At 50.1% G+C, this 22,816-nt stretch carries 22 protein-coding genes, 1 pseudogene and 1 other annotated feature; of the genes and pseudogenes, 16 read left to right on the top strand and 7 right to left on the bottom strand.

Features of this window, described 5'->3' with window-relative positions:
• The first annotated feature begins 47 nt into the window (after positions 1-47).
• The 7 genes and pseudogenes from ACPV3A_RS18120 to ACPV3A_RS18090 all read left to right on the top strand — a co-directional run bounded on the left by ACPV3A_RS18120 (position 48) and on the right by ACPV3A_RS18090 (position 5,320).
• Complete coding sequence (locus ACPV3A_RS18120) at positions 48-692, top strand: class D sortase (protein ID WP_426200500.1); 645 nt, start codon at positions 48-50, stop codon at positions 690-692.
• A gap of 136 nt (positions 693-828) precedes the next feature.
• Positions 829-1,071: a helix-turn-helix domain-containing protein gene (locus ACPV3A_RS18115; protein ID WP_071220536.1), complete on the top strand. Its 243-nt coding sequence runs from the start codon at positions 829-831 to the stop codon at positions 1,069-1,071.
• A gap of 4 nt (positions 1,072-1,075) precedes the next feature.
• Complete coding sequence (def, locus tag ACPV3A_RS18110) at positions 1,076-1,594, top strand: peptide deformylase (RefSeq protein WP_426200499.1); 519 nt, start codon at positions 1,076-1,078, stop codon at positions 1,592-1,594.
• A gap of 233 nt (positions 1,595-1,827) precedes the next feature.
• Positions 1,828-2,805: a ring-cleaving dioxygenase gene (locus ACPV3A_RS18105; RefSeq protein ID WP_071220534.1), complete on the top strand. Its 978-nt coding sequence runs from the start codon at positions 1,828-1,830 to the stop codon at positions 2,803-2,805.
• Positions 2,806-3,007: 202 nt separating this feature from the next.
• A complete protein-coding gene (locus ACPV3A_RS18100; protein WP_426200498.1) occupies positions 3,008-3,496 on the top strand; it encodes a GNAT family N-acetyltransferase in 489 nt (162 codons plus the stop codon).
• Positions 3,496-3,994 (top strand): annotated as a pseudogene (locus ACPV3A_RS18095) (phage tail protein). The gene ACPV3A_RS18100 and the pseudogene ACPV3A_RS18095 overlap by 1 nt, the downstream one beginning before the upstream one ends.
• Positions 3,995-4,099: 105 nt before the next feature.
• Positions 4,100-5,320, top strand: coding sequence for a hypothetical protein (locus tag ACPV3A_RS18090; RefSeq protein WP_339295139.1), 1,221 nt, complete (start codon positions 4,100-4,102; stop codon positions 5,318-5,320).
• Positions 5,321-5,387: 67 nt separating this feature from the next.
• Here ACPV3A_RS18090 and ACPV3A_RS18085 read toward each other — a convergent pair whose 3' ends face one another.
• Positions 5,388-5,792, bottom strand: coding sequence for a YybH family protein (locus tag ACPV3A_RS18085; RefSeq protein ID WP_426200497.1), 405 nt, complete (start codon positions 5,790-5,792; stop codon positions 5,388-5,390).
• 129 nt (positions 5,793-5,921) lie between these two features.
• On the opposite strand from ACPV3A_RS18085, the gene ACPV3A_RS18080 reads away from it, so the two are divergent.
• Both ACPV3A_RS18080 and ACPV3A_RS18075 read left to right on the top strand, forming a co-directional pair.
• Positions 5,922-6,260, top strand: a complete 339-nt coding sequence (locus tag ACPV3A_RS18080; protein WP_426200496.1) for a winged helix-turn-helix transcriptional regulator — start codon at positions 5,922-5,924, stop codon at positions 6,258-6,260.
• 128 nt (positions 6,261-6,388) lie between these two features.
• Positions 6,389-7,939, top strand: coding sequence for a BCCT family transporter (locus tag ACPV3A_RS18075; RefSeq protein ID WP_194540115.1), 1,551 nt, complete (start codon positions 6,389-6,391; stop codon positions 7,937-7,939).
• A gap of 394 nt (positions 7,940-8,333) precedes the next feature.
• On the opposite strand, the gene ACPV3A_RS18070 is transcribed toward ACPV3A_RS18075, so the two are convergent.
• From ACPV3A_RS18070 to ACPV3A_RS18055, 4 genes are all read right to left on the bottom strand, one after another.
• On the bottom strand, positions 8,334-9,344 hold the full coding sequence (locus ACPV3A_RS18070) for a FecCD family ABC transporter permease (RefSeq protein WP_426200495.1): 1,011 nt from the start codon (positions 9,342-9,344) through the stop codon (positions 8,334-8,336).
• A complete protein-coding gene (locus tag ACPV3A_RS18065) occupies positions 9,341-10,351 on the bottom strand; it encodes a FecCD family ABC transporter permease (protein ID WP_426200494.1) in 1,011 nt (336 codons plus the stop codon). The genes ACPV3A_RS18070 and ACPV3A_RS18065 overlap by 4 nt, the downstream gene beginning before the upstream one ends.
• A gap of 69 nt (positions 10,352-10,420) precedes the next feature.
• Complete coding sequence (locus tag ACPV3A_RS18060; RefSeq protein WP_194540113.1) at positions 10,421-11,398, bottom strand: iron-hydroxamate ABC transporter substrate-binding protein; 978 nt, start codon at positions 11,396-11,398, stop codon at positions 10,421-10,423.
• Complete coding sequence (locus ACPV3A_RS18055) at positions 11,322-12,194, bottom strand: ABC transporter ATP-binding protein (RefSeq protein WP_426200493.1); 873 nt, start codon at positions 12,192-12,194, stop codon at positions 11,322-11,324. The genes ACPV3A_RS18060 and ACPV3A_RS18055 overlap by 77 nt, the downstream gene beginning before the upstream one ends.
• Before the next feature lie 324 nt (positions 12,195-12,518).
• On the opposite strand from ACPV3A_RS18055, the gene ACPV3A_RS18050 reads away from it, so the two are divergent.
• Positions 12,519-13,568 carry an NAD(P)/FAD-dependent oxidoreductase gene (locus tag ACPV3A_RS18050; protein ID WP_071220523.1) on the top strand — a complete coding sequence of 350 codons (1,050 nt, stop codon included), beginning with the start codon at positions 12,519-12,521 and terminating at the stop codon, positions 13,566-13,568.
• Between the two features lie 81 nt (positions 13,569-13,649).
• Here ACPV3A_RS18050 and ACPV3A_RS18045 read toward each other — a convergent pair whose 3' ends face one another.
• Positions 13,650-14,261: a TetR/AcrR family transcriptional regulator gene (locus ACPV3A_RS18045; protein WP_339220568.1), complete on the bottom strand. Its 612-nt coding sequence runs from the start codon at positions 14,259-14,261 to the stop codon at positions 13,650-13,652.
• A gap of 172 nt (positions 14,262-14,433) precedes the next feature.
• Here ACPV3A_RS18045 and ACPV3A_RS18040 point away from each other — a divergent pair, with 172 nt between their 5' ends.
• The 6 genes from ACPV3A_RS18040 (at position 14,434) to ACPV3A_RS18015 (ending at position 21,330) form a co-directional block, all read left to right on the top strand.
• The gene (locus ACPV3A_RS18040) at positions 14,434-15,612 is read left to right on the top strand and encodes a YhgE/Pip domain-containing protein (RefSeq protein WP_426200492.1); all 1,179 of its coding nucleotides are present in this window, start codon (positions 14,434-14,436) and stop codon (positions 15,610-15,612) included.
• A gap of 501 nt (positions 15,613-16,113) precedes the next feature.
• Positions 16,114-16,767 (top strand): response regulator, encoded by a 654-nt coding sequence (locus ACPV3A_RS18035; RefSeq protein ID WP_071220520.1) that lies wholly within the window; start codon positions 16,114-16,116, stop codon positions 16,765-16,767.
• A gap of 47 nt (positions 16,768-16,814) precedes the next feature.
• On the top strand, positions 16,815-17,888 hold the full coding sequence (locus ACPV3A_RS18030; RefSeq protein WP_426200557.1) for a sensor histidine kinase: 1,074 nt from the start codon (positions 16,815-16,817) through the stop codon (positions 17,886-17,888).
• Between the two features lie 207 nt (positions 17,889-18,095).
• Positions 18,096-19,031 (top strand): ATP-binding cassette domain-containing protein, encoded by a 936-nt coding sequence (locus ACPV3A_RS18025; protein ID WP_426200556.1) that lies wholly within the window; start codon positions 18,096-18,098, stop codon positions 19,029-19,031.
• A gap of 29 nt (positions 19,032-19,060) precedes the next feature.
• Entirely contained in the window at positions 19,061-20,179 is a 1,119-nt protein-coding gene (locus tag ACPV3A_RS18020; protein WP_426200491.1) for an ABC transporter permease, read from the top strand.
• Complete coding sequence (locus ACPV3A_RS18015) at positions 20,179-21,330, top strand: ABC transporter permease (protein WP_426200490.1); 1,152 nt, start codon at positions 20,179-20,181, stop codon at positions 21,328-21,330. The genes ACPV3A_RS18020 and ACPV3A_RS18015 overlap by 1 nt, the downstream gene beginning before the upstream one ends.
• A gap of 74 nt (positions 21,331-21,404) precedes the next feature.
• On the opposite strand, the gene trpS is transcribed toward ACPV3A_RS18015, so the two are convergent.
• A complete protein-coding gene (gene trpS / locus ACPV3A_RS18010; RefSeq protein WP_220687177.1) occupies positions 21,405-22,388 on the bottom strand; it encodes a tryptophan--tRNA ligase in 984 nt (327 codons plus the stop codon).
• A 50-nt stretch (positions 22,389-22,438) separates the two neighbouring features.
• Positions 22,439-22,716, bottom strand: a binding site (T-box leader).
• Positions 22,717-22,816 lie beyond the last annotated feature (100 nt).

The raw sequence follows: 22,816 nt of genomic DNA, 5'->3' as shown, positions 1-22,816 counted from the left end.
GAGAGGGGGATTTAAATTTCAATCGTAATAGGGAAGGAGGGCTCTTCATGCGAAAGCTTTCGGTTGTCTTGATTCTTGTTGGGCTTCTCATATTCTTATATCCGATCCTCCGCGATTGGAATGCAGACCGCCAAAAGAGGGATTTACTAAAGCAAGCAGCGCAAATTGAAGCTGAGGCTCAACAGAGTTCCGCTCGAGATAATGTTGCTGTTCATTACAAGGAGCTGTCCCGTATCCTGGACGAGGGAGAGGCAGCGGCCTCAACACAAGAGGAACAAACCGGTTATGAAGAAGGTTCACCTATCGGCATTATCACCATTAGCAAACTAGAGTTAGAGCTTCCTATTCTGGAGGGAGCAACCCAATCGAATATGAAGAATGCAGCTGCTCGCGTTACGGGGACGGCAAGACTCGGAGAAGCCGGTAATGCTGCCATTGCAGCCCACCGGGCCCATAAGACCGGACGTCTATTCAATCGATTGAATGAGCTCACATACGGGGATGAGATCATCATTAAGACGGATGGCCGTGAATTGATTTACCGAGTCAACCAGATTTCCATCGTGGAGCCGACCGATGTATCTGTTCTGGAAGGAGATTCGGATGAGCAGATCATTACACTGATCACTTGCGATCCTCTCTACGAGGCTACACATCGTTTGATTGTTCAGGCTGAACTCGTTTCCGATTAAGTGTCTCTTAAGGATCATTAAGATCTTGGAGAGAACGACTTTCGTTAGCTCCTAAAAATTAGGCTTGAGATATTAGGCAGTACCTAATAAAATAAGGTATGAGCTAATATTTTTCATGGAACGGGAGGGGGACCCTTTGCTCGAATGGATGCTACGTAATGTGATGGCGGAGAGAGGGATATGGTCGGGAGCGGCTTTGGCGCGGCTGATGAAAGAGAAGGCGAATTATAGCTTATCAGCTGCTTCCATTAGTGCATTGCTGACGAACCAGCCCAGGCAGATGAAGGCAGAGACGTTAGATGCCCTTTGCACAACCTTAGAGTGTACTCCAGGTGACTTATGGGTGCATACACCTCCTTCTAGAACTAAGGGGGCTTAAGTGAATGACGGTTAAAGCTATTGTGCCATTCGGTGATCCGATCTTACGAAAGATCGCCCGGCCAGTCGATACCGTAAACGCCAGAGCATTGAAGATTCTGGATGATATGGCAGAGACACTGTATGACAGTGAAGGGCGCGCTGGTCTTGCCGCACCCCAAATCGGTATATTACGAAGGCTTATTGTCATGGACTGCGGAGAAGGGTTGATCGAGCTGATTAATCCGGAAATCGTAGCGATGGACGGGGAACAGATGGGCCCCGAAGCTTGTCTGTCTTATCCGGGGTATTACGGATATGTGAAGAGGGCCAATAAGGTTAAAGTAAAGACACTAAATCGTCAAGGCCAGACGGTGATCCTGGAAGGTGAAGATTATCTGGCCAGATGTATGCAGCACGAGATTGATCACCTGAACGGCATATTATTTGTGGACCATGTTCGGGATGGATGGTTGTATCACGAGGAGACCCATCAACGCATCGAGCTGTTTCCTGTCATTGGATTATCCAATACTGGCGTATAACGGACATGAGGAGACTCTTATAAGGATAGAAATAGAACGGCCGGATGTCTTTATGTCCGACCGTTTTTTTATATCATCATTCACGACCAAAATAAGATATTGAATTTAGAAGGTTGACGGAACAGAGTTCTCGTGATACTATTATCTTAAATTAGAGATGTTTTAAATCGAAATAATAATTTTTGAAGGTCGGGCAAACACTTTCTAAATAGAAGAGACGGAGGAATTTAACCATGAACGGATTAAAAGGAATTCACCACGTAACAGCCATTACGAGCAGTGCCGAGAAGAACTACGAGTTTTTCACCTATGTGCTCGGTATGCGACTTGTGAAGAAAACAGTTAATCAGGACGATATTCAGACATACCACCTGTTCTTTGCGGATGACAAGGGCAGTGCTGGGACCGATATGACCTTCTTCGACTTTCCGGGTATCCCGCAGGGCAGACACGGTACAGACGAGATTTACAAAACCTCGTTCCGTGTTCCTAACGATGCAGCGCTCGAATATTGGGTCAAGCGATTTGACCGGCTGGATGTAAAGCATCAAGGCATTCAAGAATTGTTTGGCAAAAAAACACTCGCCTTTGTTGATTTTGACGATCAGCAGTATCAGCTCATCTCCGATGAGAACAACGAGGGCGTGGCTTCAGGAACTCCTTGGCAGAAGGGACCGATTCCGTTGGAGCATGCGATTACAGGACTTGGCCCGGTGTTTGTACGGGTGTCCAACTTCGATTATTTCAAGGAAATGATGGAGAAAGTGCTCGAATTCAAGGAGATCGGCAAGGAAGGTTCGCTTCATCTGTTTGAGGTTGGAGAAGGTGGCAATGGCGCCCAGGTGGTTGTCGAGTACAACGCCGTCCTTCCAAGAGCTCAGCAGGGCTTCGGCACTGTACACCACGCGGCTTTTCGGGTAGAGGACCGCTCGGTACTGGAACATTGGATCAAGCGTCTTGACGACTTCCAATTCCATACGTCGGGCTTTGTAGACCGCTATTTCTTCCAGTCCTTGTATGCGCGAGTTGCACCCCAAATTCTGTTTGAGTTTGCAACCGACGGTCCAGGCTTCATGGGTGATGAGCCATATGAAACTCTTGGCGAGAAATTGTCCCTGCCTCCATTCCTGGAGCCAAAGCGCGAACAGATTGAGAGTATGGTTCGTCCAATCGATACCGTGCGCAGCACGAAGGAATTCGTGAAGGAATAATGCAATGAATCTGAAGAAGCAATTCGGCTGTTTAAGACACAGCTGGGTTGCTTTTTTTTGTTCCGTAGTAAAGGTGTGTGACAGGCAGAGCACGACATATTCTGGATTATTGTACCTTACTTTCTTTATCCGCATAAACTGAAGTACCGCGATAACCTAGGGGTTATCGACTTTTAGGCAGGGGCGGGTATCGTATAATCCCATGATCAATATGATTGATGCTAACGAGGAGGATACAGCGTTTTTATATGAGCTGTACCGCAGCACACGCCTTAGAGAAGTTTCCTCCTGGGGATGGGGAGAGCAGGAAATGGAGGTGTTTCTGCGCATGCAGTTTGATCTCCAGCAGCGCTCCTATGCACTGCAGTTTCCTCAAGCATCGCACCTGATTCTTATGAATAACCAGCTACAGGCTGGGCGAGTCATTGTACATGAGACACCTGCCGAAATTCGCCTGGTCGACATCTCGATTTTGCCTGAATTTGGGAATCAGGGTATAGGAACGGCAGTACTGGTTCATTTACAGAATATGGCCAGGACAGACTCGAAGTCCATCCGTCTCCATGTTATCCGCTCAAATCCAGCTATAACATTCTATGAACGCATAGGATTCCGGATAAGAGGGGGAGATGATGTTTATGTACACATGGAGTGGAGCGCTTCGACAGAGAGGACAGGAGGTAACATATAATGGCAGATCCGTTCTTAGGTGAAATTCGCTTATTCGCTTTTAATTTTGCTCCCGATGGGTGGGCGTTTTGTGACGGGCAGTTATTGCCGATTGCTCAGAATACAGCCTTGTTTTCTCTGCTGGGGACAACGTACGGGGGGATACGGCACGACCCATTTTGCGCTCCCGGATTTAAGGGGGAGAGTTGCTGTTCATCGAGGCACCGACTTCCCGATAGGAGAGAATGGTGGAGAGGAGTTCCATACCCTAACGGACGCGGAGCTTCCCAGCCATACGCATCAAGCAATGGGAAGCGCCAATCCAGCTAATAGTGTGTTACCTGTGGATCGAACATGGGCGCTCTCTGACAGCTTGACGTATCACGAAGTCACTAATTCATTCATGAGCCCGGGCGCTATTGCTCCTACTGGAGGAAATCAACCGCATAATAACATGCAGCCTTATCTTGTTTTAAATTACTGCATTGCTATAGAAGGGATATTCCCTCCGATTCCATGAAGAACATCCACAAGTAAAATAGGCCGCTTGCTAGTCACCTGACCACCTCTTGTCTGGTCTTGAGTGCATACACTGAGTTGAACGACGGAGGGAGGTAGTGGTCACTTGTTAAGATGTAAAGTTAAACCTGTTCATTCAAGAAGTGCACCCTTACCAAGCAAATATAGTCATAACCGTAATCATTCAAAACGATATTTTCACTGCAAGAAATCCAAGGTAAGGGGAATCCGGCAACGTGGTCTCCGGGGATTTCGGGGAAGGCCAGGAGCGGTCGGACCGATTGGTCCCGTAGGGCCTGTTGGCCCTCAGGGTCCTCAAGGGATTCAGGGTTTATCGGAAGCAGCGGTAGGTTTGATTGGTCCGGCAGGACCACAAGGGCCGCTTGGGCCGCAGGGGGTAGATGGTTCGCTTGCTGTTTATGGGGATGGCTCAGCCGGTGAATTGCTCATAAACAGTGGCCAGGTTGTGGATTTAAGTGTTCCAGGCTCTCTTGCAGCATTGCCTTCTGGAACAAATCTGCAGTTCTCCAGAGTAGAAATTGCGGGGACACTTATCATTCCAAGCGGCATCACGATCCAATCATCGGGGGATCTCGTGATAAGTGGTGTAGTTACGGTTCTTCCCGGTGCAGCAGACTCTGGCAATGGCTCACCAAACGAGGGAATATCCGCTGCTGCTGCAGGACCATATAACGGCGGAATTGGACTCGGATCACTGCAAGCAGCACAGGTCATTCCAACAGCAGCTGGCGGTGGGGCTGGGAGCCGAACTTTGTTAGGCAGTGGCGGAGAAGGCGGAGGTAGTTTGATTTTGGCTGCCCAGGGCCAAGTCGTAATTGCCAATGGGGCCCTGATTACTGCTAACGGAAATCATGGAGTAAACCCACTCTCTGCGGGTAGCGGTATAGTCGGTAGCGGGGGTGGTGCTGGGGGCTTTATATTGATTGCTGCTAAGAATAGCATAACCATTGCGGGAACCCTTGCGGCGGCTGGAGGGAACGGGGCTATCGGTTGGGATGGTAATGGCGGAGATGGCGAAGGTGGCGGCGGAGGCGGAAGTGGTGGTGTTATCCACCTTATATCAACCGTTTCTCCAACAGTTACGGGGACACTCCAGCTGAATGGTGGTATGGGCGGAGTGAATGCAATGGGTGTAACAGGCATTGTTACCGTTGGCGGTGGAGGTGGGGCCAACGGCGGAAACGGTGGTAACGGGGGAGGAACTCCTGTTGCCGGACAACCTGCGGTTGATCCGCAGCCAGGCCAAGTTGGCCAAGTGCTTGTGACCATAACACCTGAGCCAGAAAATTGGTTTGTAGCTAGATAGCATAACATGGCTGGTGATCCCTTGATGAATTACCAGCCCGGTTACTAAGGTAATTGTATAATTACCTTCATTCCATAACATCTGAACCAAACGGATGGTCCACAATGTACAACCAGCTTCCATCAGGCTGCTGTCTCACGATCTCGGAGGTATAACCTTGCAGCACAAGAGATTGGCCATCCGGGTCCACGGTATGCAAGATGAAATGGGCACGCAGCATAGCGATATTTTCAAAAGGGATGCAGTATAGATTGGTGGAGACCATCTTGCCTTGAAGCAGCAGCAGTTCCTCCAGCGTATGGCGGAAGGAATGAATTCCGATCTCCAAGCTTCCATTGCTGTGGACATGAATACTGTTCGGTTCATACAACGCCAGCACTTGATCGATGTCCCCTGAGTTATATGCATCAGCAAATGCGGCATTCATCTCCTCCGGCTTCCAGACTCGGCTTGCGGGAATGGATGGTTTCATTGAATCTCCTCTTTCTGTATGATGATAGCAATAGCCTATCTGAAAATAAAAGCTGTGATAAGTACGCAGAATTTTATGACTTAGTCATCTATTTATGACCAATGACTTAAAGGGGGTTCAGCAATACATATGCCATATCAGGATGAGCGGTATGGGTGCCCGGCTGAAGTAGGCTTGCACATGATTAGTGGAAAGTGGAAGCCTCGAGTACTGTATGAACTGTTTCAGGAAACGCTGCGTTTTGGTGAGCTGCATCGGAGAATACCGGAAGTATCAAGGCATGTGCTTACCGTTCAATTGCGGGAGTTAGAGGAGAGGGGCATCGTGAAACGGACGGTGTATCAAGAGGTCCCCCCCAAGGTGGAATACTCCATAACGGAGTTCGGTACCCATTTCAAAGCGGTGCTCGAGCAAATGGTCATTCTGGGACAACAGTATATCGATACGAAACAGGTCCCTAACGAATAGGCATCAAGATCGCTTCCTTCCGAAGTACTACCCATTACTGCACACATTCACCGATTAAGTACATCAATTCTGGTTTAAATACAAATACTGTATAGGAATGGATGACTTAATAGCCTGAGGTGGAGCATATGAAAGGGAGTTTATTGAAGAATATCGTGTTTACGGTTTCGGCCGTTATCATTGCCATTCTTGCTATTCTAGGGGCTGCTATGCCTGGAGCATTTGGTGAAGTGGCAGGGTATTTGTACAGATTTACGACGAATACGTTCGGCTGGTTCTATCTGCTCTCGATCTTTGTGATTATTATCTTTTTGATCTGGGTGGCAGCCAGTAAGTACGGAACGATTCGCCTTGGCGGAGATAAGGAGAAGCCCGAGTATCCGTTCTTCACCTGGATTGGAATGCTGTTCTCTGCGGGGTTTGGTGTAGGGCTGGTGTTTTGGGGCGTGGCTGAACCCATGAGCCATTTTTTTAAGACGCCGTTCGGAGGCGTCGAAGCACAAGGTGTGGACGCGGCGCGTGTGGCTATGGGCTATTCTTTTTTTCATTGGGGGATTAGTCAGTGGTCGGTGTTTGCCCTTGTCGGACTTGTGATCGCGTTTCTTCAGTACCGTAAGCAGAAGGATGGGCTGGTGTCGACAGCGCTGGAGCCTGTCACCGGCTCGAAGCCCGCAGTGAAGAATACAATTGATATCCTTGCGGTGATTGCAACGGTCATGGGCATCGCGACTTCCATTGGACTTGGCGTCCTGCAGATGAGCGGTGGTTTGAACACGATTATGGGAGTGAACAATGGTGTCGGGTTGCAGTTAATGATGCTGGGGCTTATTTTTGTCGCTTATATGATCTCATCCACAACGGGATTGGATAAAGGGATTAAATACTTAAGCAACCTGAACCTCGCGTTGGCGCTCATTTTTTTATTGTTTGTGTTTGTTAGTGGTCCCACCGTTTTCATCTTGGAGACCTTTACATTGGCGCTAGGCGATTACATTACGAATTTCGTATCGTACAGCCTGCGGCTTCAACCCTACGCTGAAGGCACGTGGGTACGAGAATGGACGATCTTTTACTGGGCCTGGGCGATTGCTTGGTCTCCGTATGTGGGAGCTTTCGTGGCGAGGGTGTCCAAGGGAAGAACGATTCGTGAATTCATTGTGGGCGTGATGGTTGTGCCGCCGGTCATTGCCTGTCTATGGATCGCGGTATTCGGCGGGACGGCGATCTGGTTTGATCTGCACGAGAGCACCGGGATTGCTGCAGCCGTTAATGCAGATGTGACATCTGCTCTGTTTCAGCTCTTTAACCAATTACCCTTCTCCATGGTCATGAATGTGCTGGCGATCTTACTCATTCTGACGTTCCTGGTAACATCAGCGGACTCAGCAACTTACATCTTATCCAGCATGACCACCTATGGCAGCCTGAACCCTCCGCACATTGCAAAAATCGTGTGGGGCACGCTCATGGCAGCGATAGCAGGTGTACTGCTGTATGCGGGCGGGCTGGAAGCCTTACAGACGGCTTCATTGATTGCGGCATTGCCGTTTACGGTGCTGCTGCTGCTGTTGGTCATTGCCGTGGTGAAGCTGCTGAGCCGCGAGCCGATTCCGATTCGGAAGGCTGATCTGAAACGGTTCCGCCGTCTGGAGGAGGCGGCCAACCGGGGGAAGAAGTAAAGGGCTGACGCTTAGCCGAACGAGGTTTTTTACTCCCTGTTCGATAAAGAGGGCATCCATGCGGTGCCCTCTTTATTTTGTAAGGAGATACGCTCGGAAAAGACGGCAACCATAGCCGAACCAGTATAAGCATAGGAAAGATATGTGCAGGTAATAGGCATACCACGATGGCAATGTAAGAGATCTGAATAAGCCGTGAATCCAATTGAAACATAGGATGGTTAGGATCACAAAGAGGTATATGTCGAACTGAAGGAGGATTCGTTTCTTGAAGGATCCGGACTTCATGAACTCGATGTATGAAATAAAGCGATTCACCGTATACAAAAAAGCCCCTTTTACACCTGAAAGAGTGCAATAGGGGCTTAGGCATTCAGTTAAAAAAGAATAACGGTTATTTTTTCTTCAGAAGCAAATATACAAAATACGGCGCGCCGATGATGGCGACCATAATGCCTGCGGCGATGCCGTCGGGATCCACGATGTTGCGTCCGATCGTGTCCGCGAGCAGCAGCAGCCAGCCCCCGATCAATACGGCAATCGGAATGTACATCTGATTCCGCGGGCCGACCAGCGCTTTAGCAATGTGTGGGCCCATGAGTCCAATGAATGTAATCCCGCCCGTAACGGATACCGCGGATGCTGCAAGCGCTACGGCAGCCAGAAGCAGCACGATGCGCTCCTTCTCAATAGATACGCCGACGCCGATGCCCACGGGATCGCTTAATCCCAGCAGATTCATGCGCTGCGCTTTGTATAGGGTGAACGGAATCAGGATGATCAGCCAGGGCAGCAGCGCCACAATGAAGGGCCAATCAGTTCCCCATATCCCGCCCGCCAGCCACTTGGCGATAAAATCGACCTTGGTCCGCTCGGCAGACGACGTGAGCACAATCATGACACCCGAGAGTGCCATGGAGAACCCGACACCGGTAAGCACCAATTTAACGGGCTGTAAGCCTTCGCCTTTTCGGAAAGAGAACAGGTAGATGCCCACGGCCGTTAGCACAGCTCCGATAAATGCCGCCAAGGGCAGCATGTAAATAAAGGAGCCGGCTTCGATCGGGAAGAACAGGAAAAATACGGCTACGCCGACCCCGGCCCCCGAGTTAATGCCGATAATACCGGGATCCGCAAGATCATTTCGGGTAATGCTCTGCAGAATGGCACCCGGTAAGGCAAGCGCCATTCCGGCCAGCAAAGTAATAAGCATGCGCGGCAGGCGCACATCAAAAATAATGAATTTCTCCTTGAAGCTGCCTTGCCCCAGCAGGGTTGGAATAATCCGGTCATAGCTAACGGATGAATAACCGAGACCCAGACCAACGAGGATAGTAACTACTGTAAGGATCAACAAGACCAGAAATGTAATGCGTTGTTTTCTTATTAACGATGGATGAATCATGACAGTCCCCGCCCTCCTTTGCGTACGATAAACAGGAAGAAGGGCAATCCCATGATGGCGATCAGAGCGGCTACGGGTGTTTCGTAAGGAGCATGCAGCGTTCGTCCAACCGTGTCGGCAAACAGCATGAAGATGGCTCCGACGAGGGCGGACATCGGAATGACATGGCGGTAGTCGGTTCCAACGATCCCGCGTACGATATGGGGAATCATCAGGCCGAGGAAGGCCAGATTTCCCACCAAGGCCACAGAGGTTCCAGCCAGGAGGACAATCACGACAAACAGGATGCCTTTGATAGCGGCAATGTTCTGTCCCAAACCGACGGCGACCTCTTCACTTAGGCTAAGGATGGTCAGCTGTCTTGATAACACGATGGCAATAATAATTCCAATGAGAATAAACGGAAATATCGTCTGCAGCTGTCCCCATGATGTGCCGATCACACCGCCTGCCGTCCACATGGACACATCCTTGGATATTTTAAAATAAATGCCGATTCCTTCAGCGATGGCGTACAGGAATGCGGATACGGCTGAGCCAGCCAGCACCATCTGCAAGGGAGAGAAGCCGCCTTCTCGCATGGCTCCGATACCGAAGACCATCACGGCACCGATCGCTGCTCCGATGAAGCAGGCCACCATAATGCCAAAATAATTGGCAGCCGGCATGAAAGCCAGCGTGAAGGCAAGCGCCGCATTCGCCCCGCTGGTAAGACCGAGCAGGCCGGGATCCGCCAGCGGATTGCGGGTAATGCCCTGCATGATGGCGCCGGAGACTGCAAGCGCGGCTCCGACCAGAATGGCGGCAACCTCACGGGGCAGCCGGATTTCGCGAAGGAGGGATAATTTCTCGCCCTCCATCGAGGTGGTAAGGGCAAACCATACATCCTTGATGCTGGTTTCAGCTGCGCCGAACACCATCGCAACAACAAACATGCCTATAAATACGATGATGCCTGCAATCAATTTGATGGAAATAGGAATGGATCGTTTCGTAGGCATTGTCATGGAATCATCTTTTCATCTTAAAGTTGGAATATTCAATCTACATAAGTCTGAGCAAGTACAGCCTATATGCTAGTTGCCCAAAAAGTGTTCCGTAATGAACTCCAGTTGGTACTCCAGCGTGGTGGCATCATTAAAATAAATCCGGTTTCCGTCTGCTTCGTATACGCGGCCATTCTTCACCGCCGGGATTTGCTTATACGTCTCGGTTTGCTGGAAGGACGTATCGGCATCGGCAAATTTGCTCAGAATAACATAGTCGCCGGCATACTCCGGCAGCACTTCCGCGGAAAGGGCATAGTAACCGTCCTTGAGTGCCATTTCTTTCACTTTTTCCGGCATGTTCAGCTTCATTTCCTGATACAGGATTTCAGTACCGCGGCCCCAGTTATCGCCGTATACATAAAGCTGCTTATCAAAGCTCTCGATAACGGATACGGTGGCGTCTTCTCCAATTTTGGCACGGATGTCCTCACCGGCTTTTTGAGCCCGTTGCTTGAAATCATCGATCCAGGCTTGGGCTTCTTTTTCTTTGTTCACAAGCTTGCCGATTTCAAGATGCTGCGTCAAATAATCGACTTTTCCGTAGGTGAAGGTCACGGTTGGGGCAATCTCTTTCAGCTTATCCACGTTCTTGATAGTGGACAGGCCGATGATGAGGTCGGGGTCCAGCTCGATGATTTTCTCCAGGCTTTCATCCGTGACTTCTTCGGCATCCTTGATTTTGTCCGCAAATGCGGGATTTGCCTTGGACCAGGAATCAACGCCCACCATGTTGACGCCGAGTGCAAGCAGGTCGCCTACGTAGGAGGACAGCACAACCACGCGCTGCGGATTGGCAGGTACTTCGACGGGGCCGTTCTCGGACTCATATGTAATGGTCCCGGATGGAGTTTCGCTTTGTTCCGTTTTCGGTGTTTCGGTCGTTCCTGTATGATTGCTGCTTGTCTCCGCAGGCTTACTGCTGCAAGCGCTAAGAATGAGCAGCAGCGCTATAAACGGGATGAGTAGTTTCTTCGTAGTTGTCGTTTTGCTCCGTTTTGAGTACATCCTCTTTTTCCCCTTTTAATAAATTGTATGTGATACAGATCGGTTTTGCGGTGCGCGGATCGCGGCCGATCTCGGCGTCGATATGGAATACTTTCTTTAATACGTCGTGTGAAATGACGGCTTCCGGATCTCCGGCCTGAATGATATCGCCATCCTTCATCGCGATAATGTAATCAGCGAATCTGGCGGCTTGGTTTAAATCATGCAGGACCATAACAATGGTACGCTCCTGCTCGATGTTAAGTCTCTCCAGCAGTTCCAGGATCTCAAGCTGATGCGCCATGTCCAGATACGTTGTCGGTTCGTCGAGGAAGATCATTTCGGTCTCCTGAGCAAGGGCCATCGCAATCCACACCCGCTGTCTTTGTCCCCCGGATAGAGCATCCACCGAGCGATATTTGTACTCCTGGGTCCCGGTAACCTCCAGCGCCCAGTCAATCACTTCCATATCCTGCTTGGTCAAGCGGCCAAAACCGCGTTGATGAGGATATCGGCCATAGGAGACAAGCTCGCCAACCGTTAAACCGCCCGGTCCTTCCGGAGTTTGGGGCAGAATGGCCAGCTTTTTCGCCAGCAGCTTGGTGTTCATCTTGGCGATTTCTTCTCCATCCAGAATGGCAGCACCGGACTGGTAAGGAATAATGCGGGTAACAGCCTTCAAAAGAGTGGATTTGCCGCAGCCGTTCGGCCCAATGATGGTTGTGATTCTTTTATCGGGAATATCTACGTTAAGACGATTCAATATCAGATTCTCGCCGTAACCGACGCTTATTCGATCTGTACTTAGGCGAATCATCATTTCACCTCCAGAGTAGTTAGCTATCAAACGATAATGATTCTCAATTTCATCCATAAATATAATGTGGGGCCGCGTTGTTGTCAATAAATATCTTAATGGAAATTTTAAATAATATTCATGTTTCATCTGAATCATATCCATATATAGATTGGCAGAGTATTACATGCCTATATATAGGCGAAATTGTGACAATATGAATTTTTTCTAAATGATTGATTGTAAAACGGTGAAAGGCAACGTATACTAATTGATAATGATAATCATTTACGTTACAAGGTGATCGCAAACAGCCTTTTAATCTATAGACCGGGAGTGAAATGCATGAGTGGGAAAGAGATATTTGATGTAACGGTTATTGGTGGAGGACCAGCAGGATTATATTCTGCTTTTTATAGTGGACTGCGCGGCATGAAAACCAAGATTATAGAATATCAACCCATGCTTGGCGGGAAGGTTCACGTTTATCCGGAAAAAATGATATGGGACGTCGGCGGACTGACACCCGTTCCGGGCGCGAAGCTGATCGAGCAGATGGTTCAGCAAGGCCTGACGTTTAATCCCGAAGTGCTGTTAAACGAGAAGGTTGAATCGATCGCCCGCAATGAGGAAGGGCTGTTCGAATTACATACGGCGAATTCCGGCGTGCATCTGTCCAAAACGGTCATCGTGGCGGTCGGCGGAGGCATCCTGAATCCGCAGAAGCTGGATATTGAAGGAGCCGAGCGGTTTGAGGTGTCGAACCTGAACTACACGGTGAAGTCCCTGCAGCATTTCAAGGGCAAAACGGTGATTGTGTCCGGCGGAGGAAACTCGGCCGTGGATTGGGCGAACGAGCTGGAGCCTGTGGCGAAGAAGGTGTACCTGGCCTATCGAAAAGGCGAATTGTCAGGCCATGAAGCCCAAGTCGATCAGTTGATGAACAGCAAGGCCACTTGCCACCTCAATACATCGATCACGAAGCTTATTGCTTCGGATAATCATGAGGTGATCGAGCGGGTGGAATTGACCAATAATGAGACGGGTGAAGTTTCCTATCTGGCCGTAGACGAAGTGATCATTAACCATGGCTATGAACGGGATATGTCGCTCTTGGAGAACAGCAAGCTCGATATTCATCGGGTAGATGATTACTATATCGCGGGCAACGCAAGCTGCAACTCTTCCATACCGGGGTTGTATGCCGCGGGCGACATCCTGCATTTTGACGGGAAGCTGCACCTGATTGCTGGCGCCTTCCAGGATGCCGCGAACGCGGTGAACAGCGCGAAGCAGTTCATTGAGCCGGATGCCAAAAAGTACGCGATGGTCTCCTCGCATAACGAGGTATTCAAGGAGCGAAACCGCGAATTAGTAAAGCAATTGATCAATTAGCGAAGCAGGCAAAGCGCCTATATGCCATTAAGCATAGAAGAGAAGCGAGGGAATTCCCCGCTTCTCTTTTTTTGCATTACCTTACTGTTTTGGGATGATGCCTGAAGTAATCAACGGGCCGTAGTTGATCAGCTGGGTCATCATGATCGCCATTTCTCTTGCGGACTTATTCATGCCGGACTCGATCCAATGTATGACCAGGCCGATATTGGCGGAGGTCATATACGCAATCAGGTAATCGCTCGGAATGATTTGATTCTCTGCTACGGGCTTTCTGAACGCATGCTTAGCAAACATATGCTCCTTCATGAATTCCCTGAATTGTCGCACGAAGGATATGTCCCCGTTCGGGCCGACAACGGCACGGAAGAAGGCGGCATGACGGATGAGCTCCTCGAATATTCGTTCTGACGCCGGATAAGGCTCGCCCTTTTCCGCATAGTCTCTGGAATCCCTGGGGTCAATATGAACGACGATGTCCTTAATCTTCTGGAGCACCTCTTCTTTGAGCTTATCCAGCATATCCGGCACATCCCGATAATGCAGATAGAAGGTACCTCGGTTGATATTGGCGCGATTGGCGATATCGGTGACGGTAATCGCATTTATGCTTTTTTCGTCCATGAGCTCAAACAAGGTCTGCCGCAACAGCTGATTCGTCCGAATTTGCCGGCGATCCGTCTTTTTGATCAAGGAATTCCCCTCCAGTACAATTTTGAACACTTAATCAACAGAATGCTTGAACACTGATGAGTAATGAACACTCCGCCGAAAGCTGATGATTGAACAAAAATCTCTCTTCATTATAATTAACGCTGTGATCTTTAATCAACAGTATGTTCATTAATGACGAGGAGTGGTAGATATGGGTTTCTTAAAACAAAACATGCTGTGGATCGGCGCATTGGTTGTCATTCTGGCCCTGTCGGTCTTCGGCGTGGCCATGATGGGATCGATCGCGGGAGCGAAGCCGAAGTCGCTGCCCGTTGCATTGGTCGTCTTGGATCAGCCGGCAGAGTTACCGAACGGCGAACCCCTTGCTGTTGGCGATATGATGAAGGGGATGCTGCAGGGCAACTCACAGCTGCCCATTCAGTGGAGAATCGTGAATTCGGAAGCGGAGGCACGGGAAGGGCTCGACAGCCAGAAGTATTATGGGGCCCTTGTGCTGCCTGAGGACTTAAGCGCGAGCATCTTGTCGCTGCAATCGCCTGATCCCAAGCCGGCTGTGGTGCAGGTGCTGGTGAACGAGGGGATGAGCACGCAGGCATCCACAGCGGTGAAACAGATGCTCGGGCAAGCGATGAAGATGGCGGGAGGGCAGCTCTCCAACCAGGCATTGACGATGATCAGCACGCAGACGGATATGCTGCCTGTAACAACCGCACAGGCTCTCCTTACCCCGTTTGAGGTTCAGGAGGAGGTTGTACATCCTGTCGGGATTAATCACGCAAGCGGCAATGCGCCGGGCATGCTGGTGCAGATTTTATGGATTGGATGTCTGATCATTAGCGTGTTCATGTTCCAGGCGCTGCAGAAAGCCGTAGCTGACGGCAGCGGCAGGGGAACCTCGATTGTGCTGCAAGGCGCTGCCGGTTTGCTGCTGGCGGGTCTGGCTTCCGGTTTCCTGGTATGGATGGCATCCTCCTGGTATGGCATGGAGTTTACCAACGGGGGCCGCGTTTGGCTGATGCTGTGGCTGGCAGGTTCTGCTTTTTTCCTCCTTCAGTCGACCCTGCTCAACTGGATGGGAATCCCGGCTATGGGCATCTTGGTGCTCCTGATGTTCTTCTCGATGCCGCTTCTTAATATGGCGCCGGAGTTTCTGCCGCAGTCAACACAGGATTGGCTGTACTCGTGGACGCCGCTCCGCTTTGCTGCTTCGGCTCTAAGAGATGTAATGTATTTTGACGGCGTTTCCGCATCTTCTGCGAATGCTGCCGTACTATGGTCTATCGCCGGAGGTTTCCTTGTTCTGCTGCTTGCCTCGGTGCTGAAGAAGGGGAGCCTTTCCGACAAAAGAAAGTCGATGACCGCTTCTTAATAGAGGTTGTTCAAAATGTAGTCTTTTGATAAGAAAACCAATCGAGGCAAATTCAGAGCTGAGCGACCGCGATTCGGAAGTAGGTTTTCTTGCGATATAGAATTTCATCAACTCCGTTGATAACTTATAAATCCTATATCTAACACGAAGGGAGTCAAGAAGGAACTCGGCATCGAATCTTGAATTCAGTCGGGCCTTCCGGTGCTCACGTACCCAAAACGTACGCTCCGCTCCTCAGTCCCTAACTTCATCCAACCTTCTCGGTGCTGAAAATCCGACTTTTTGAACACGCACTAATAGAATAGGCTGGCGAATGGGCAGTGTGGGTTTACCCGCACTGCTTTTTTTGCTACGCTCAAGCAGCTTGGTCCATGTTAGCCGGGAACATGGCAGCAGTGCGTTGGCACCGTGACGGTCCCCCTTGTATTAGGTGAATAAAAATACTATCGTTCTTCAAGATGACGGCCTGTATAATCCTGAATAAGGGAGTGTGAGCGTAAGTTGAAGATTAAAGTGATCATAGCGGACGATAATTCGTTTATCAGGGAAGGTATGAAAATCATTCTGACTACGTTTGATGAGTTCGACGTCGTGGCGACCGTTGAAGACGGCCAGGAAGCGGTGGCCTATTGCGAAGCGCATGAAGTGGATGTGGCGCTGATGGACGTCCGGATGCCGAATCTGAACGGTGTTGAGGCCGCGAAGCAGCTCACGGAGCGTACCAAGACCAAGACGCTGATCTTAACGACCTTCGACGACGATGAATATATTACCGATGCGATCCTGAACGGCGCCAAGGGTTATCTGCTAAAGAATAACGACCCGGAACGGATTCGCGATGCAATCAAAACGGTGTACCACGGCCATCATGTGCTGCAGGACGTCGTGCTGGATAAAATCAAATCCGGGCTCTCTCCCGGAAAGCCTGAAAAGGAAGATAAGGCAGACAAGTTCGACCGGAGTCTATTCACCGAAAGGGAACTGGACATTATGGCGCTCATCGCCAAAGGGCTGGCCAACAAGGAAATTTCGAAGAAGCTGTTTATTTCCGAAGGCACGATTGCCAATCACATCACTTCAGTTCTCAGCAAGACAGGTCTTGAGCATCGAACCCAGATTGCGATTTTTTATCTGACGGGGGAAGTGAATAAGTGAGCGAACGCCGAAATTATGCCGAACTGTGGGTCATCGGTTTCAAAAGCATGCTGTTCCTGTATGTGATCAGCCAGTCGTATGCCTCTGATCTTGCGATAACGTCATGGTATATACTGGTCATGCTTCTCTACCTGTCCGTGAATGTATCCGTCTATATTTTCAAGAGTCGCAATACACAGCCATACTTCATGGTACTGGCTATTCTTGTTGTCGTGGCGTCCTCATTCTACATTCATCCGCTGTTCTTCATGCTGCTTCCCGCGAATCTGTATGAGCTGTTGTCTTTATATCTTCGCAGGAGCTGGATGATCCTGATTCTCCTGCTGGTTCCAGCGTTTATAGTGCCTTACGAGCTTGGCTTGACCTATTTCTTTATATCCGTTCTATCCTATATTTATCTCACCATGCTGAGAGCTTTTATAAGCCGAGTCACATCCTATCAGGAGCAGAACGAGCAGATGCATCGTGAACTGGATCGGTTGACCCAGCGGCTGAGCGAAAATAATGAGTACAGCCGGCAGTTTGAATATATGTTCAAGCTGGAAGAGCGAAATCGGCTGTCCCAGGAAATTCATGACAAGATCGGGCATTCCATGACGGGAGCATTGATTCAGATGGAGGCGGCCAAGCGCTTGATGACAACGAATCCGGACAAGTCCGCCGAGCTGCTGCAGAATGCCATATCCATCTCCAAAGAAGGCATTGAGAGCATCAGGCTGGTTTTGAAGAACGTAAAGCCTCCTACGGAGCAGCTCGGCATCAACCGAATGCGTTTATTCCTAGAGGAGTTCTCCACCCAGCACCCGATCAAGACCGTATTAACGCATGAGGGCAATATGGATGTGATTACACCGCTTCAGTGGAAAATCATTCAGGATAACACCCAGGAAGCGTTAACCAATACGATGAAGTATGCGAATGCAACGGCAGTCTCGTTACATATCGAAGTTCTGGGCACCATGATCAAGGCCAAGGTCAGCGACAACGGCAAGGGCATGCAGAAGGTCATCAAGGGTCTTGGGATCATAGGCATGGAGGAGCGCGCCGCGGTCGTGAATGGTACCGTGATCGTGGATGGCTCCGACGGCTTCTCGGTGACCACTTTAATACCTTATAGCTAAAACCGGTAAGTGCATTTGGCGGATTAGAGATATCGGGTCAAAATGACATTCCCCACAAGGGTGAAGATTTGGATCGTCAACAACATGAAGATTCTCATGGATAAGGATGAACTTGTGCACTATCGCAAGGGCATCCTTTTTTCGTACGATAAATGCAGATCAAGTCCACCGGTTGAAGCGTGGATGGAATATGGAGGCGAAAAACGTATGAACGTGCTGGAGATCAAAGGTCTTACGAAGAAGTTTGGGGATTTCATAGCGGTAGATCAGTTGTCGTTGAACATACGGGAAGGCGAGATCTTCGGCTTCCTGGGCGCGAACGGAGCAGGCAAGAGCACAACCATTAATATCATATCGTCGCTCATGCCCATGACCAAGGGAGAGGTTCATGTCCTGGGCAAGAATCTGATGAAGCACAGAAAGTTCGCGAAGCAGCAGATCGGCATGGTTCCGCAAGAGGTCGCGATATATGAGGATTTGACCGCCTATGAGAATGTTCATTTTTTTGCCGGATTGTATGGAATGAGAGGATCGGAGCTTAGGAGCAGGGCCGAAGAGGCGCTTGCCTTCGTCGGACTTAGTGACAAACATAAGATGTACCCGAAGAGCTTCTCCGGAGGCATGAAGAGACGACTGAATATCGCTTGCGCGATTGCCCACAGACCGAAGCTGATCATCATGGATGAGCCGACCGTCGGCATCGATCCCCAATCGAGGAACTATATTCTGAACTCGGTCAGGAAGCTGAATGAGATGGGCAGCACGATCCTGTACACGAGCCATTATATGGAGGAAGTGGAGGAGCTCTGCACCCGGATTGCCATTATCGACCACGGCAAGATCATAGCGGAGGGCACAAAGGCACAGCTGAAGGCCATTATTACGGACCAGAAGGATATCGGGATCGAAGTGCAAACGGCCGCCCATCTTGAAGCGAGCAAGCTGAAAGAGATCGCGGGCGTCAAATCGGTTGAAGTGAAGGAGAATACCGTGCACATCAGCTCCGACGCAGGGGTCAATAACCTGAATAAAATCATTCAGGTATTCATGGCGCAAGGCATTGAAATTCGTTCCGTTCAAGCGTCCGAGCCGAATTTGGAAACGGTGTTCCTGACGTTGACCGGCCGAAGCCTTCGGGATTAGCGGACCATGGAAGAGGGAGGTGGAAATACATGAACGTACTGAGAATCGCGCTGAAGGAGATGAAGATCGTCCGGGAGCCGCGGATGCTGGTGTTTATGCTGGCAACCCCGGTGCTGCTCATTTTGATCCTAGGGACAGCGCTTTCGAATGCTTTTAACGGCAGTACCACGATTGGAGACATCCGGGTGTTATACCAGAACGACGGTGCAGAACCAGCGCTTACGGAGCAATGGCAGGTTTTCATGCAGGAGGCGGAGCGCTCATCGGGCATGGTCTTTGAGCAAGTCAAGGAAGGCATGGACGGAGGGCAGGAAGTGAAAAACAACCGGTACACCGGTTACGTGGAAATGGACGGCCAAGGTATCCGTTATGATGGAAACAGCCGCAACAGTATGGAGAACGGGATTGTACAGGGGATGCTGTCCGCATTTACCGACCGGTACCGGCTGTCAGCCGAAGCCGCGAAGATCGATCCGGGATATGAGAGCAAGCTGCTTGTTGATGATGGAGGGAGCTATGTGCTGGAGTCTTCCATTCAGGGAGCGAGGCAGCCGGGTTCGCTTGATTATTTTTCGATTGCGGTCACCACGATGATCATCCTGTACAGCGCCTTGACGGCAGGCGGACTCATCGATAGTGAGCGAAAGCGAAACACCGCGCAGCGCCTATTGGCCTCACCGGTGACGAAAGCCGAGATTTTTGCCGGAAAAATAATGGGCACGCTCGCAATCAATGCCGTATTTGTCATCATCGTTGTGCTGATCAGCAAATATATGTTCAATGCCTATTGGGGGGAGAGCCCCATCATGGTATTCCTGGTGTTGTTCACCGAGATCCTGTTTGCGCTCAGCCTCGGGCTCGGCATCAGCTACGTGCTGAAGGGAAATGCAGCCGGAGCTGTCATCATGGTCATTATTCAACTGGCTGCGTTCTTTGGCGGAGGATATACGCCGGTTGCAAGCACAACGGGATTCATGAGGGAGGCCGCAATGTATTCTCCCCTGCATTGGTCTAATGAAGCTCTGCTGCAAATTATCTATTCAGGCGATGGGACTGCAGCCGTGCATGCGATGATGCTGAACGTGGGATTTTCCGTCCTGCTATTGGCGGTAGCCATGATTTCGATGCGAAGAAGGGAAGGGCTGTAATGATGAAGGATATGCTCTGGCTCATTCGAAAGACGATATTGACCTCGTTGAAGGATTATAAAAATCTGCTGCTCGTTATCGCGCTTCCTATTGTCGGCATTCTGCTATCCACCTTAATCTACAAGGGTTCTGGAGAGACTTCGGTTAACATTGGCATCGTGAATCACGATATCGAACAGAAGGTCACGCAAGATACGATCGATTTTGTTGCTCATTTGGAGCATACCGAGGCATCAGTCATTAGGGAATCGGAAGCGGATGACTTGGTTGTGTCGGGTGAACTGGATGCGGTGCTGATTTTCCCCGAGGGGTTTGCGCAGAGCGTAATTCGGGGGGCACCCGAGCCGGTCCGGATCGAGTCGATTAAGGGAGCTCAGGTTACGGGGTATGTCAAATCGTATCTGAACGCGTACATCCGGAATATCTCCTCCATGGGGGTTATGGCGGGTGGCGATGCCTCCGCATTTAACGAATTATACAGCGGTTATCGGAGTTCAACGTTTCAATTGTCCACGACTACGGTTGCGGATCAATCGGTCAATCATGATATGACCAACCGGACGATTGGTTACTTGGTTGTGTTCATGTTATTCTCCGCCGTGAATCTATCGGCATTAACGATCCGGGATCGAGAGAACCGTACGTACTATAGACTCTTATCGTCGCCTATTACGGCCCGCAGTTACGTCTTCTCGAATGCCATCGTGAACATCGTTCTGATGATGATCCAGATTGCGGCCACCTTGTTTGTCATGACCCGGTTCTTTCATATCGAGCCTGGCCTTCCGCTCTGGCAGATGTTCTTGATTCTGTCGCTGTTCGCTCTGGTCGCGGTCAGTTTATCGCAGGTCATTGTCGCGTTCTCGGACAGCACCATGATGGCGAACGGAATCCAGACGATGGTGATCATGCCGACTTCGCTGCTGGCGGGGTGTGTATTCCCGCTTACCGTGATGCCCGAAGCGATTCAGCGAATCGCCGATTTCCTGCCGCAGTATTGGCTGCTCGATACGTTCGGCAAGCTTCAGCAAGGAAGCGCGTTGACCGACATTATGTTGAATGTGGCGATTCTACTGGCTTTTGCCTTGGCCTTATCGCTGATTGCAACCTACAAGTTTGGAAGAAATAGAGATACGCAGAGCTATGTATAAAAAATAAGCAGGGCGCCCCTTAACCTGATTCCTGAAGCAGGATGCAGATATTAAGGGACGCCCTCTCGGTTCTTTCAGAACGTGACCAATCCCATCGCTTTCTTGGCGGCAAGCAGTGTTGGGCCTGCGGTTTCGGAAGCCCGCTTCGCTCCGTCCATCAAAATGCGATCTAGCTCGGAGGAATTCACGATTTGATGGAACCTCTCCTGGATCGGTTGAAGTTTCTCGATGACCACTTCGGCCAATTCTTTCTTGAACGTGCCGTATCCTTGGCCTTCATACCGTTTCTCGATGACGGAGATGGCTTCCTCGGAGAATACCGAATAAATCTCGATCAGATTGCTGACCGCCGGCTTCTGCTCCCAGTCATGCCGGACCTCGCCGTCTGAGTCGGTAACGGCCTTCGAGAACTTTTTGCGGATATCCTCCGGCGTATCCATCATGTGGACACAGCTGTTTTTGTTCGGATTACTCTTGCTCATCTTCTTGGACGGGTCGTCAAGACCCATGATGCGGGAGCCAATATCCTGAATGATCGGTTCAGGCACCGTAAACGTGCGGCCATACCGGTTGTTGAAGCGTTCGGCCACATCGCGGGTCAGTTCCAAATGCTGCTTCTGGTCGTCGCCGACAGGCACATGCGTTGCCTGATAGAGCAGCACATCGGCAGCCATCAGGACGGGATACGTGAAGAGCGCCGAGCTGACCGTTTCTTGACCTTCCGATTTCTCCTTGAATTGGGTCATCCGCTTTAATTCACCAAAATGCGCCTGCGTCTCCAGCAACCACCCGAGCTCTACATGCGCGGGGACCTGGGATTGCAGAAAGATCGTCGCTTTATCGGGGTCAATGCCTGACGCAATGTACAGAGCGGCAATGTCCCGCGTGCGCTGGTGCAGCTCCATGGGATCCTGATAGACCGTTATCGCATGCAGATCCGGCACGAAGAAATAGGACTCATACTCATGCTGCAGCTTCACATATTGACGGAGCGCACCTCCATATCCGCCAATATTCAAATCCCCGCTCGGCTTGATGCCTGACAATAATCGTTGCATAAAAAACACCTCCTAATGGTTTGCGAACAACACAAAAACACCTCATCCCTCTATGGGACGAAGTGTAACTCCGCGGTACCACCCGAATTCGACTATACTGTCGCTCTTTAGCATGACGTGGAAATGGGGAAAACACCATTATTATTCCTGCCATATCTCCCAAAGTAACGGTGGAGAGCCGTCAAGGCCTACTGCTCCGGCACAGCCGAAAGGTTCGGGTTGAAGCGAGAAGATCCATTCACTCATTCCGGGGTACCGGGCCTCGCACCATTCGCCGGTTCGCTTGGACCTCAAGAGATAAGCTACTATTTCTTCTCATAGCCGTGTGGTATGTTGTTCTTAAATTCATCTGCGCAGCTCTTTTCGGATGTAAAGAGAGAACAAGATGATTTGAAGAGTATCATCACACAGGTGTTAAGTGAATGTCA

Source organism: Paenibacillus sp. Dod16 (assembly GCF_049893405.1).
GTDB lineage: Bacteria > Bacillota > Bacilli > Paenibacillales > Paenibacillaceae > Paenibacillus_AQ.
Note: the sequence above shows the minus strand (reverse complement) of the source record. Positions and strands in the feature narration are given on the sequence as shown.